10 protein-coding genes are annotated in these 12892 nt (G+C 56.9%); all 10 read left to right on the top strand.

Annotated features, from left to right (window positions below; translation table 11 throughout):
- The first annotated feature begins 140 nt into the window (after window positions 1-140).
- Window positions 141-1058, top strand: coding sequence for a nitrogen assimilation transcriptional regulator NAC (nac, locus tag J2125_RS02655; protein WP_017802760.1), 918 nt, complete (start codon window positions 141-143; stop codon window positions 1056-1058).
- Between the two features lie 148 nt (window positions 1059-1206).
- A complete protein-coding gene (cbl, locus tag J2125_RS02650; protein ID WP_017802759.1) occupies window positions 1207-2166 on the top strand; it encodes an HTH-type transcriptional regulator Cbl in 960 nt (319 codons plus the stop codon).
- 214 nt (window positions 2167-2380) lie between these two features.
- On the top strand, window positions 2381-3838 hold the full coding sequence (locus J2125_RS02645) for an NAD-dependent succinate-semialdehyde dehydrogenase (RefSeq protein ID WP_017802758.1): 1458 nt from the start codon (window positions 2381-2383) through the stop codon (window positions 3836-3838).
- Between the two features lie 395 nt (window positions 3839-4233).
- Window positions 4234-5706, top strand: coding sequence for an aldehyde dehydrogenase family protein (locus tag J2125_RS02640; protein ID WP_017802757.1), 1473 nt, complete (start codon window positions 4234-4236; stop codon window positions 5704-5706).
- A 36-nt stretch (window positions 5707-5742) separates the two neighbouring features.
- The gene (locus J2125_RS02635; RefSeq protein WP_017802756.1) at window positions 5743-6411 is read left to right on the top strand and encodes a haloacid dehalogenase type II; all 669 of its coding nucleotides are present in this window, start codon (window positions 5743-5745) and stop codon (window positions 6409-6411) included.
- A gap of 19 nt (window positions 6412-6430) precedes the next feature.
- Window positions 6431-7708: an NAD(P)/FAD-dependent oxidoreductase gene (locus J2125_RS02630; protein ID WP_017802755.1), complete on the top strand. Its 1278-nt coding sequence runs from the start codon at window positions 6431-6433 to the stop codon at window positions 7706-7708.
- Window positions 7709-7741: 33 nt separating this feature from the next.
- A complete protein-coding gene (locus tag J2125_RS02625) occupies window positions 7742-9346 on the top strand; it encodes an ABC transporter substrate-binding protein (protein ID WP_209499461.1) in 1605 nt (534 codons plus the stop codon).
- 20 nt (window positions 9347-9366) lie between these two features.
- Entirely contained in the window at window positions 9367-10320 is a 954-nt protein-coding gene (locus J2125_RS02620) for an ABC transporter permease (protein WP_017802753.1), read from the top strand.
- On the top strand, window positions 10320-11171 hold the full coding sequence (locus J2125_RS02615) for an ABC transporter permease (protein WP_017802752.1): 852 nt from the start codon (window positions 10320-10322) through the stop codon (window positions 11169-11171). The genes J2125_RS02620 and J2125_RS02615 overlap by 1 nt, the downstream gene beginning before the upstream one ends.
- Complete coding sequence (locus tag J2125_RS02610) at window positions 11168-12832, top strand: ABC transporter ATP-binding protein (RefSeq protein ID WP_017802751.1); 1665 nt, start codon at window positions 11168-11170, stop codon at window positions 12830-12832. Before J2125_RS02615 ends, J2125_RS02610 begins: the two co-directional genes overlap by 4 nt.
- The last annotated feature ends 60 nt before the right edge of the window (window positions 12833-12892 follow it).

The following is a 12892-nucleotide window of genomic DNA, read 5'->3' as shown; positions in this document are numbered from 1 at the left end:
GTCTGTTAGCCCGCTGCGCTTTTTACTTTATGCGCTTAACAAATAATTGGCCTGCATATTGCAATCTTATGGCTGCACCAGTGTTAAAGCTAATTCTAACAGCCGCATTCAGGCATTCGGGGATCCGTTACGGAGGCAAAATGAACTTAAGACGACTCAAATATTTCGTGAAAATCGTCGATATCGGCAGCCTGACTCAGGCAGCAGAAGTGTTGCATATTGCACAGCCTGCGCTTAGTCAGCAGGTTGCGACTCTGGAAAATGAACTGGACCAGCAGCTACTGATCCGCACCAAGCGTGGCGTGACGCCAACGGAAGCGGGCAAGATTTTATATGCTCATGCGCGCACCATTTTACGCCAGTGCGAGCAGGCGCAAACCGCAGTAATTAATGCCGGCCAGTCACTTAATGGCCAGGTTTCTATCGGTCTGGCGCCAGGCACTGCCGCCTCATCGCTGACCATGCCATTACTGCAAACCGTGCGTGAGCAGTTCCCGGAAGTTCTGGTTTACCTGCATGAAAATAGCGGCGCTTCATTAAACGAAAAAGTGATGAATGGTCAGCTTGACATGGCGGTACTTTATGACCGTGCACCGACTGCCGGTATCACCAGCATGCCATTAATGAAAGAAGAGCTCTATCTGGTTGGCGCGACCACCTGTCCGGGCCAGACTATCGATCTCGCCGATGTGGCGCTGATGAATCTGTTCCTGCCACGCGACTACAGCGCAGTGCGTAAACGGGTTGATGAAGCGTTTTCACTGCGTCGCCTGAGTGCGCGTATTATCGGTGAAATCGAATCGATCGCTACCCTGACTGCCGCGGTATCCAGCGGAATGGGCGTCACCGTGCTGCCTGAATCCGCCGCGCGTGCGCTGGTTAGCGCCACCAATGCGTGGATGGCGCGGATTAACAGTCCGTCACTCAGCCTGCCGCTGTCACTGAATGTTTCGGCGCGTCTGCCGCTTTCACCTTCCGCTCAGGCAGTGAAAAATATTCTGCTGTCGCTGCTGAATAAACCGCTGGTTGAAGATCGTGAACTGATGTTAGTGAGCTAATTAAAATCCCTCCAGATCCTGGGCGCGCACGGAAGCGGCTCACTCCTTATCACTAAATCGCATAACAAACCCTTTTTTATTATTTGTTGCTATCAATTTGCCTCCTTAACATAAAGGCAACTTAGCAGATAACAGAGGGGAAAAGCGCGTGAATTTCCAGCAACTTAAAATCATTAAAGAAGCCGCCCGTTGCGAATTTAACCTCACCGAAGTCGCTAATGCGCTATTCACCTCGCAATCGGGCGTCAGTCGCCACATTCGCGATCTGGAAGATGAACTGGGTGTGGAAATCTTTATCCGTCGTGGCAAGCGGCTGTTAGGCATGACCGAGCCGGGTAAAGCGCTGCTGACGATTGCTGAACGCATCCTCGATGAGGCCGGAAAAGTGCGCCGCCTGGCGGATGTGTTTACCAATGAATCGAACGGGGTGCTGACGATTGCCACCACCCATACCCAGGCGCGTTACAGCCTGCCGCGGGTGATAAAAGCGTTCCGTGCGCTCTATCCGAATGTGCGTCTGGAGCTGAATCAGGGTTCCCCACAGGAGATTGTGGCGATGCTGGTGGCGGGCGAGGCGGATATCGGCATTGCCAGTGAGCAGGTAGTCAACAACCCGGCGCTGGCGGCGTTCCCGTGGTTTAGCTGGCATCATGCGCTGCTGGTGCCGAAAGGCCATGAGCTGGAGCAGCAGCAGCCGGTGACGCTGAACGCCCTGAGTCGTTATCCTTTAATCACCTACCGTCAGGGGATCACCGGGCGTTCGCGGGTTGACCGGGCATTTCATGCCGCCGGGGTGAAACCCGATATCGTGCTCAGCGCGCAGGATTCTGATGTGGTGAAAACCTATGTTGAGCTGGGTCTGGGGGTTGGCGTGCTGGCCGATCAGGCCTGCGAACTGGATGAGCATTCCACTCTGACACGGCTGGAAGCGAAACATCTGTTTGAATCGAATACTGTCTGGCTGGGGCTAAAGCGCGGTCAGCTGCAGCGTAATTATGTCTGGCAGTTCCTGGAGCTATGTAACGCTAATCTGTCGCTGGAGGAGATTAAGCGCCAGGCGCTGTCGGTTGGCGAAGAAGAGCAGCCGGTTATTGATTTCCAGATCTGACTTTTCTGCTTTCATCATTACGGGAACCGCAAACCGCTCCCCTACAAAAGATTCCATACATCTGCAGGGGCGGCGTTCTCGCCGCCCAACGCATGCAGCATAAAATTTCGTTTCCTGCGCAAATTCCTTATCGCCAGCATCAGCAGACCCCGCATAACGCAGCATTGATTTTCCCCGTTGGTTACAGTGAAGTCATCAGACAAAAGGGGATGCTATGCTCGAACAACGTTTACAAGATGCTGGCCTGTTGCGTCAGCAGGCTTTCTTTGCCGGTGAATGGCAGGGCGCGCACAGTGGCGAGACACTGGCGGTCACCAATCCGTCCACCCGGCAAACCATCGCCACCATTCCGGCGCTGGGTAAAGCGGAAACGGAACTGGCGATTAGCTGTGCGGAAGCCGCACGAATCAGCTGGGGAAAAACGCCGAACGCGCAGCGCGCGACTCTGCTGGAGAAATGGCATCAGCTGATTGTGGCGCACGCCGACGATCTGGCAATCATTATGACCGCTGAACAGGGCAAACCGCTGGCGGAAGCCAGAGGCGAGGTGCTGTATGGCGCCAGCTTTGTAAAATGGTTTGCCGAAGAGGCGCGGCGTATCTATGGTGAAACCATTCCAGCGCCAGGCGATGACCGACGCATTCTGGTGCTGAAGCAGCCGGTGGGCGTGGCGGCGGCGATTACACCGTGGAATTTCCCGATTGCGATGATCACCCGCAAAGTGGCACCCGCGCTGGCCGCCGGTTGCCCGATTATCGTTAAGCCATCTGAACTGACGCCGCTCTCAGCGCTGGCGCTGGTGGAACTGGCGCAGCGCGCCGGTATTCCGCCGGGCGTATTGCAGGTGGTAACGGGTTTACCGCAGGAGATTGGCAGTGCACTGACCGCCAGCCGCACGGTACGCAAAATCTCCTTTACCGGCTCCACTCGCGTCGGTCAGCTGCTGATGCAGCAGAGCGCCGACAGCATTAAACGCCTCAGTCTGGAACTGGGCGGCAACGCGCCACTGATTATCTTTGATGATGCCGACCTCGATCTGGCGGTCAGTGGCGTGATGCTGAGTAAATTTCGCAATGCCGGACAAACCTGCGTCTGCGCCAACCGCATCCTGGTTCAGCGCAATATCTATCCGCGTTTTACCGAACGTCTGCTGGCGGAGGTAGCGAAACTGCAGGTCGGCGACGGCTTTGCCGACGGCAGCACGCTGGGGCCGCTGATTAACCAGAACGCCGTCGAAAAAGTGAATGCGCATATTACCGACGCGTTAAACAAAGGAGCAACGTTGCTGAGCGGCGGGATCAGTCAGGGGGAAGGCACGTTTGTCCAGCCGACGGTGCTGGGCGAGGTGACGCGCGAAATGCTGATCGCCGCTGAGGAGACCTTTGGCCCGGTAGCGCCGCTGTTTATTTTTGATGAAGAAGATGAAGCGATAGCGATGGCCAACGACACGCCATTTGGCTTAGGTGCCTACTTCTTTACTGAAAATATTCGCCGCGCATGGCGAGTGGGCGAAGCGCTGGAATTTGGCATGGTCGGATTTAACACCGGATCCATTTCGCTGGAAGTGGCGCCTTTCGGCGGGATTAAATTGTCCGGTATTGGTCGTGAAGGTTCCCATCATGGCATTGATGAATATCTCGAAACCAAGGCATTTCATTTCGGTGGATTGTAAGCAAAAATAACCGATAACTGCCTGAAAAACGCCGACGATAAATAAATCGCCGGCGTTTTTTTGTTTATTTATTCTGCGCTACCCCATCCTGGTTAAATTTCCCGCTCGCTGTTTTGGTGCAGCATTAGCATGCTTTGCTCTATGCTGGTGCGCTTATAATGTGATGTAAATCATCTGGTTACACAATCGGTTTATCTGGAAAAATTTGCCTTTATTTACGGCAGAAAATTTTTTTCACGCCTTCTTTACGCATTTTTATTTTTTAGCGGGCTGGCATACTTTCTGCATTAGCTAAATAACAGTGAATAAGTCAGATGAAAAAATTATTTGGTTAGCAGGCTAAATAAAAAACTCGGCGCTTATTCTGCAGGCCCGCTAAATATAAGGGTTTATCCATGTTAAGTTTCGATCCCGATAAAGTTACTTTGCCAGCCGGTCATTATGTTAATGGCAAACATCTGCGTGGTCAGGGTAACGCTTTGCTGGTGAAACGGCCTTCTGACGGCCAGCCCGTCGCCGACCTGTACGAAGCGGATGCGCAACTGGTAGATGAAGCAGTGACCCTTGCCGACCGCGCGGTTAAACAGAGCGGCTGGGCCAGTTGTCCGCCACGAGAGCGCGGCGCGGTGCTGCGCCGCTGGGCGGATCTGATTGCTGCCGATACCGACACTCTGGCACGGCTCGAAGCCTTAAGCTCAACACGTCCAATCCATGATGTGATCCATCATGAACTTCCGTTTACCGCCGAAGCCATCCGTTTCTATGCCGAATGCGCAGACAAATATAGCGGCGATCTGTTGCCTACCCGCGCTGCCAGTCTTGGCATGCTGGTGCCGGAACCTTATGGCGTGATCGGCGCGATTACGCCATGGAATTTTCCAATGTCGATGGCGTCGTGGAAATGCGGCCCGGCGCTGGCGGCAGGTAATGCGGTGGTACTGAAACCTTCTGAACTGACGCCGTTCTCCACGGTGCGAATGGCGGAACTGGCGATCCAGGCCGGACTGCCCGCTGGCGTGCTGAATATTGTACAGGGCGGCGGGGCGGTAACCGGCAGTGCGCTGGTGGCCCATCCGCTGGTGCGCAAAGTCTCCTTTACCGGCTCGACGCAGACCGGCGCGCGCATTATGAGTGATGCGGCGTTTAACGGCATGAAGCCGGTCACGCTGGAGCTGGGCGGTAAAAGTCCGCAGTTAGTGTTTGATGATGCCGGCGATCCTGCCGACGTGGCCGGACGTATTCTGCGCGGCTTTACCGCCAATGGCGGCCAGGCCTGCGTGGCGGGCACCCGGCTGCTGGTGCAGCGCGGTATTGCGCAAGCGTTGATCGAAAAGCTGGTGCTGCTCTGCCAGGGCTTTCGTGCCGGAGTCACCTGGGATGAAAACAGTCGCTATGCGCCAATGATCGATGCCCGCCAGGCAGCGAAAGTGCAGCAGATTATTGTGGCGGCGCAGCAGCAGGGCGGTGAAATTCTGGTGGGCGGCGAACGTTTCGCCGATACCGGCGACGGTTACTTCTGGCAGCCGACGCTGATCGCTGGCGTCAGCAGTGATAATCCGGCGGTGCAGGAGGAGATTTTTGGCCCGGTGCTGACGGTGCAGATTTTTGATGACGAAGAGCAGGGGCTGGCGCTGGCTTCCCACGCCACTTACGGCCTGTGCGCCGGAGTGCATACCCGTAGTCTCGATCGCGCCCTGCGCGCGATGCGCGGTATCGCCGCAGGCACCGTCTGGATCAACCGTTATGGCCGCTCCGGCGACTTTATTATTCCCACCGGCGGCTTCCACGGCTCCGGCATCGGCAAAGATTTAGGCCGTCAGGCATTCGAAGCCTGTCAGCGCTACAAAAGCGTATTGATCGATTTTTAATCCCAATGTAATTCAACAATCTGAAGAGGTCGCGCAATGGCTGTGTTTAAACCGAAATACATCACCTTCGACTGCTACGGCACCTTGATCAACTTTGATATGTCCGGTGCGGCGGCGGCAATTTTTGCCGATCGCGTCAGCCCTGAGCAGATGACGGCGTTTACCACCGATTTCGCCCGCTACCGCATGGATGAGGTATTGGGCGCTTTTAAACTCTATCCGCTGGTGGTAGCGGATGCGCTGTATCGCACCTGCAATAAATGGCGCGTCGAATGTACCGAACAGGACTGCGCCGCAGTGATGACCGCCTGTGCCAGCTGGGGGCCACATGCCGATGTCCCTGCCGGACTGGCAAAAGTGGCGCAAGAGTTTCCGCTGGTGCTGCTGACCAACTCCACCGACGAACTGATTAAAAACCATGTGCCACGTCTTGGCGCGCCAATCCATATGACCATCACCGCCGAAGAAGTGGGCGCGTATAAGCCGCAGATGAAGGGCTTTGAATACATGCTGAATAAGCTGGAGTGCGGACCGGAAGAGATTCTGCATGTCTCTTCCAGCCTGCGCTATGACCTGATGACCGCCCATGACCTCGGCATCAAAAATAAAGTCTGGGTGGCGCGCGGGCATGATGCCGGTAACCCGTACTTTGGTTACAGCGAAATTAAAGATATCGGCGGCCTTCCGGCGGTTGTCGGACTGTAAGCGGACACGGGAGCAGGCGATGAAACTGGAATCCTTCTGGCAGGCAACGGCGCCCGCTTTTGACGGCGCAGCTGCAGGCGATTTGCCCGCCACCGCCGATGTGGTGGTGATTGGCGGCGGTTTTACCGGTATTTCAGCGGCGCTGAACCTGGCGCGCAGCGGCATCAATGTGGTGCTGCTGGAAGCTGGCGAGGTGATGAGCCAGGCCTCCGGGCGTAACGGCGGGCACTGTAATACCGGCGTGGCGCAGAACTTTTCCGCGCTGGTAGAGAGCCAGGGCGTTGAGCAGGCCAGCCGCTATTACCGCGCCTTTGCCGGTGCGGTGGATTATGTGCAGCAGCTGGTGGCGAGCGAACAGATCGACTGCGATTTCCGCCGCTGCGGCAAGCTGAAGCTGGCGAGTAAAGCCTCGCATCTGCCAGCGCTGAAAGCGGCCTGCGAGATGATGCGTCGCCATGTGGATCCGGACGTCGAACTGCTGAGCGCCGATGAGGTGCGCCGCGAGATTGATTCTCCGGCGTTTCACGGCGGCCTGCTGCAACAGCATGGCGGCCAGATGCATATGGGCAAGTTCGGTATCGGTCTGGCTAATGCCGCCGCGCGCAGCGGCGCGAAAATCTATCCGCAGACCGCAGTCACCGGCTTAACCCGTCTGGATGGTTATCGCCATCGCGTCAGCACCGCCAGCGGCGAGATTATCGCCGAAAAAGTGCTGATGGCCACCGGCTGCTCCAATATCGGCCCCTTCGAGTGGTTCCAGCGCCGCATTATTCCGGTTGGCAGTTTTGTGGTGGTCACCGCGCCACTGGAAGCCGATCTGTTGCAGCAGCTGTTGCCTGAGAATCGCACCTATGTCACCTCGCTGAACCTGGGTAATTACATTCGCACCACTGCGGATAACCGTCTGGTCTTTGGCGGCCGCGCCCGTTTCGCCATCAGCAATCCGACCTCGGATGCACGCAGCGGCGATGTGCTGAAAGCGGGAATGAAAAAAATGTTCCCGGCGCTGACCGCGCCAGTTATCGACTACTGCTGGGGCGGGCTGGTGGATATGACCGCCGATCGCCTGCCACATGCCGGTGAACACGAGGGCGTGTTCTATTCACTCGGCTACAGTGGCCACGGCACGCAGATGTCGGTGTGGATGGGAAGCGTTATGGCGGATCTGATCGCCGAAAAAAGCCCTGAGAATCCGTGGCAGCGGGCCAGCTGGCCAGCCGTACCGGGCTACTTTGGTAAACCCTGGTTTTTGCCCGTGGCGGGCTTGTACTACAAGGCTATGGATCGGCTCTCCTGAGTCACTGAACGTTTTACTTTTGAGGGTGTGCAGATGAGTAAATTTCGTAAAGAATTTAGCCCGGTTAATCCTGCAATCACGCAGGCAATTAACGATGTGTCGATCTCCCGGCGCGGCATGATGAAGCTGCTGTCAGCAGGCGCCGTAATGAGCAGTGGCCTGGTGGGTTTCCCTCAATTTAGCTATGCCGCAGAAACGCCGGTTGCCGGCGGTAAGCTGCGCGCGGCGGTGGCCAACTCCTCTGCAACCGATACTCTGGATCCGGCAAAAGGCAGCAACAGCGGCGATTACAGCCGTCAGTTTATGTTCTACAGCGGGCTGACTGAACTCGACAAAAACCTGGTCGCGCAACCGGCGCTGGCGGAGTCGATTGAAAGCAGCGACGGTATTCTCTGGCATCTTAAACTGCGTCCTGGCGTCACCTTCCACGACGGCAAGGCGCTGACCAGCGACGACGTTATTTACTCGCTAAGCCGCCATAAAGATCCGGCGGTGGCGTCGACGGTGATCACCCTCGCTTCACAGATGAAAACCTTTAAAGCGATAAGTCCAGCCGAGCGGGAGATCACCCTTGAGCAGGCCAACTTTGACCTGCCATCGATTCTCGCCACCAGTTCGTTCCTGATTGTGCAGAACAACACCAAAGACTTCAGCAAAGGCATCGGCACCGGTCCGTTTGTGCTGAAATCTTTCCAGCCTGGCGTGCGCACCGTCGGCAGCAAAAATAAAAATTACTGGAAGCCGGGACTGCCGCACCTTGATGAGGTCGATCTGATGGGCGTCACCGATCCAGCGGCACGGGTTAACGCACTGATGTCCGGCGATCTGCATATCGTTTCCACCCTGTCGGCCAATGATGTTAAGCGCCTGAAGCAGAGCGGGCAGTTCGGCATTATGGAGACCAAATCAGGGATGTACAGCGACCTGATTCTGCGTACCGATCAGCAGCCGGGCAGCAATCCTGACTTTGTGCTGGCGATGAAATATATGCAGCCGCGCGAAATGATGCAAAAAACCGTGATGCAGGGCTATGGCGATATCGGCAACGACACGCCAGTGCCGCCGTGGCATCCGATGTTTAACAAAGATATCCCGCAGCGCCCGCTGGATCTCGACAAGGCTAAATTCCATCTGAAGAAAGCCAATATGGTGGGCGCGAAAGTCGAAATTATCACCACGCCGAATATCGAAGGCGCAGTGGAAGGCGGCCAGCTGATTCAGCAGATTGCCCGTTCCGCCGGACTGAACGTCAATGTGCGCCGCGTACCGTATGACGGTTACTGGTCGACCCACTGGATGAAAGATCCGATTGGCTATGGTTCGGTCAACCCGCGTCCGACGCTGGATATGCTGTTCTCACAGTTCTACCGCTCCGATGCGCCGTGGAATGAATCGGGCTGGAAAAATCAACAGTTTGACCAGCTGGTGACGGCAGCGCGCGGCGAGCAGGATCAGGGCAAACGCAAGCAGATGTATGGCGATATGCAGAAGCTGGTGCATGACCACTGCGGCACCATTATCCCGGTGTTTATCAGCACCATGGATGGACACAGCAATAAAGTGAAAGGGGTAGAAGCCTGGCCATCAGGCATGATGATGGGCTATCGCTTCCACGAGTTTGCCTGGCTCGCTTCCTGATTTGATTAAGGAGAACGGCGATGAATCGGACCATTTTCACACTGGTTGCACGGCGCCTCGGCTCCGGCTTATTAACGCTGCTGATCGTTTCGGCGCTGGTGTTTCTGATCACCAGTATGCTGCCGGGCGATGCGGCGCAGATGATCCTCGGACAAGGGGCCACCCCGGAAACCATTGCCGCGCTGCGTCAGCAGCTCGGGCTTGATCAGCCGCTGGTGTTACGCTATTTCAGCTGGCTGGCCGGTATGCTTCAGGGCGATTTTGGCACCTCCTTCGCCAGTAATTTACCGGTGACACAGCTGGTGGCGCAGCGCATTCCCGCCACCTTCCAGCTGGCGGCCACCACCACGCTGGTGTCCGTCCCGCTGGCGCTGGTGATTGGCATCACCGCCGCGATGAAACGCGGTTCGCTGCTGGACCGTGCGCTGGTGCTGAGCACCATGGCGGTGGTGGCGGTGCCGGAGTTTCTGGTGGCGACCATTGCGGTGATTATCTTTGCGGTGAAGCTGCACTGGGTGCCAGCGATGTCGATTGGCTCGCCGGATCAGGATCTGCTGGGTTTTCTGCGTACCTACGCGCTGCCGGTGCTGACTCTGTGCTGCGTGGTGGTGGCGCAGATGGCGCGCATGACGCGGGCGGCGATTATCAATCAGATGGACAGCCCTTATCTGGAGATGACGCTGCTGAAAGGGGTTTCGCCGCTGCGCGCTATGCTGCGTCACGCACTGCCAAACGCGGTCGGACCGATTGCCAATGCTGTCTCGCTCAGCCTCTCTTATCTGTTTGGCGGCGTGATTATTATTGAAAGCATTTTCAGTTATCCGGGGCTGGCCAGCCAGATGGTGGATGCGGTCAGTAACCGCGATCTGCCGGTGGTGCAGCTGTGTGTGATGTTCTTTGCCGTCTGCTATCTGGTGCTGTTGCTGGCGGCGGATATCCTGACGATTGCATTTAATCCCAAGTGGAGGGGCTGATGAATACGCTTCTGTTGCCCTTAAGATTTATCCAGTCGCTGAATAACGCTGGCCGCCTCGGCCTGCTGATCACGCTGTTCTGGATTTTTATGGCGATATTCGGCACCGCGCTGGCGCCGCACAACCTGGAAGATATTGGCGGCGGCCCGATGTTTGGCGGTTTTAGCGCTGAATTCTGGTTTGGCACCGACTATCTTGGCCGCGATATTCTCAGCCGCATTATGTATGGCGCCCGTTACTCGATTGGTCTGGCGCTGAGCGCCGCACTGATGGCCAGTATTGTCGGCACCCTGCTGGCGTTGCTGGCGGCGGTCACCGGACGCTGGCTGGAAGAAATTCTTGGACGCATCAACGATGCGATGCTGATCCTGCCGGGTAAAATTCTGGCGCTGATGATTGTGGCGGTATTCGGCTCTTCGCTGCCGATGCTGATTATCACCGCAGTATTTACCTACTGGCCGGGCGCTTACCGTATCGCCTATGCGATGGCCTCCAGCCTGCGCTCGATGGACTATGTGCAGGCGTCGCGGCTGCGCGGTGAAAGCCGCTGGTATATCGCCATCCACGATATTCTGCCAAATATGGTGCATCCGATGCTGACCGACTTCGGTCTGCGTTTTGTCTATATCGTGCTGATGCTGAGTGGCCTGAGTTTCCTTGGCCTCGGCGTTCAGCCGCCTTATGCCGACTGGGGCACGCTGGTGCGCGAAAACCTGCAAGGGCTGTTTGATGGCTCACCGGCGGTGCTGATGCCAGCGGTGGCGATCGCCAGCCTGACCATTGGCGCGAACCTGTTTATCGACAGCTTACAAGCGATGCGTCCGATAAACTGGGTGAAGGGGGTTGCATGAATATTACGCCACATAGCGCACGTCCGATGGTGTCGGTGGAAAACCTGCGGGTGACCGCTAAAGCCGACGACGGCCAGGAAGTTTCGCTGGTTTCTGATATCCGTTTTACCGTGCAGAAGGGCGAAGTGCTGGCGCTAATCGGGGAATCCGGTTCCGGCAAAACTACCATCGCGCTGGCGCTGATGGGCTACGCGCGCCATGGCTGCCATATCGCCGCAGGCACGATTCATATTGCCGATACCGAAGTCACCGCGCTGACGCCGGGGCAGCTGTGCGAATTCCGCGGTAATAAAGTGGCCTATATTGCGCAGAGCGCGGCGGCCTCATTTAATCCGGCGATGAAAATCCTCGACCAGGTGATTGAGCCGGTGGTGATCCATGGCCTGATGAGCCGCGCCACGGCGAAGAAGAAAGCGCTGGAGCTGTTTCGCGAACTGGCGCTGCCAGATCCGGACACCATTGGCGATCGCTATCCGCATCAGGTTTCTGGTGGTCAGCTGCAACGTCTGATGACGGCGATGGCGCTGATAGGTGATCCGGAAGTGGTGATCCTTGATGAGCCAACCACCGCGCTGGATGTCACCACTCAGGTGGAAGTGCTGAAAGCTTTTCGCCGCGTGGTGCGTCAGCGCGGCACCACGGCGATCTATGTCAGTCATGATCTGGCGGTCGTGGCGCAGATGGCAGACCGGATTCTGGTACTGCTGAAAGGTTCAATTGCCGAATACGGCAGCACCGACAGATTGCTGGCGGCGCCGCAGGCGGAATATACGCGGTTGCTGCTGGACGCCGCGCAGCAGAAAACCCGCGACAGCGCCTGGCATGCGGAAGAAGCGGGTATTCATCCGCTGCTGGAAGTGCGGGATCTCTCTGCCGGTTACGGCCCGCTGGACAGCGATGGCCAGCCGAAAATCAAAATCTTACAGGATATTCACTTCAAACTGTTTCGCGGTCAGGCGATTGGCATTATCGGCGAATCCGGCTCAGGTAAAACCACGCTGGCTCACGCCATTGCCGGGATTAATACACCGTCCAGCGGCCATATCCTGTTTAATGGTCACTATATCGCCGGGGCGCTGCAACAGCGGCCGGAAAATGAACTCAGGCGAATTCAGTATGTGTTTCAGATGGCGGACACCGCGCTAAATCCGGCGCACAGCGTGGAAAATATTCTGACGCGTCCACTGAAACTGTTTCACGGTTTACGCGGTGCGGCGCTGGAAAAACGGCTATTTGAGCTGCTGGATCTGGTGCGTCTGCCGCGCAGCGTGTTGTGGCGACGGCCCTGGGCGCTCTCCGGCGGCCAGAAACAGCGGGTAAACCTGGCGCGGGCGCTGGCTGCCGAACCGGACCTGATCCTGTGCGATGAGGTGACCTCGGCGCTGGATACGGTGGTGGCTGCAGCGGTGCTGGATCTGATTACCGATTTGCGCCGTGAGCTGGGGCTGTCGGTGCTGTTTATCAGTCACGATCTGCATGCGGTGCGTTCGGTGTGCGATGAAATTATTGTGGTGAAAAGTGGCCGCATGGTGGCCCAGGTGGCGCGCGCCGATTATGACAAACCGTCCAGCGATCTCTACTATGAACGCCTGAAACGGGCGGTGCCGGAGCTACGTCAGGGCTGGCTGGATGAGCATGACGAGGGCGATATCGCCCTGTAATGACGGCGTCGATGCGGGAGCCGATAACGGCTCCCCTACGCACAAATAAACCGATGCAGG

This window comes from Winslowiella toletana (genome assembly GCF_017875465.1).
Lineage (GTDB): Bacteria > Pseudomonadota > Gammaproteobacteria > Enterobacterales > Enterobacteriaceae > Erwinia > Erwinia toletana.
This window is presented reverse-complemented; position numbering and strand designations above follow the sequence as displayed.

Bases quoted from the DNA above. Each gene is read 5' to 3' on its own strand.
- nac (WP_017802760.1), top strand. From the start codon at position 141: ATGAACTTAAGACGACTCAAATATTTCGTGAAAATCGTCGATATCGGC.
- J2125_RS02645 (WP_017802758.1), top strand. From the start codon at position 2,381: ATGCTCGAACAACGTTTACAAGATGCTGGCCTGTTGCGTCAGCAGGCT.
- J2125_RS02640 (WP_017802757.1), top strand. From the start codon at position 4,234: ATGTTAAGTTTCGATCCCGATAAAGTTACTTTGCCAGCCGGTCATTAT.
- J2125_RS02635 (WP_017802756.1), top strand. From the start codon at position 5,743: ATGGCTGTGTTTAAACCGAAATACATCACCTTCGACTGCTACGGCACC.
- J2125_RS02630 (WP_017802755.1), top strand. From the start codon at position 6,431: ATGAAACTGGAATCCTTCTGGCAGGCAACGGCGCCCGCTTTTGACGGC.
- J2125_RS02625 (WP_209499461.1), top strand. From the start codon at position 7,742: ATGAGTAAATTTCGTAAAGAATTTAGCCCGGTTAATCCTGCAATCACG.
- J2125_RS02620 (WP_017802753.1), top strand. From the start codon at position 9,367: ATGAATCGGACCATTTTCACACTGGTTGCACGGCGCCTCGGCTCCGGC.
- J2125_RS02615 (WP_017802752.1), top strand. From the start codon at position 10,320: ATGAATACGCTTCTGTTGCCCTTAAGATTTATCCAGTCGCTGAATAAC.
- J2125_RS02610 (WP_017802751.1), top strand. From the start codon at position 11,168: ATGAATATTACGCCACATAGCGCACGTCCGATGGTGTCGGTGGAAAAC.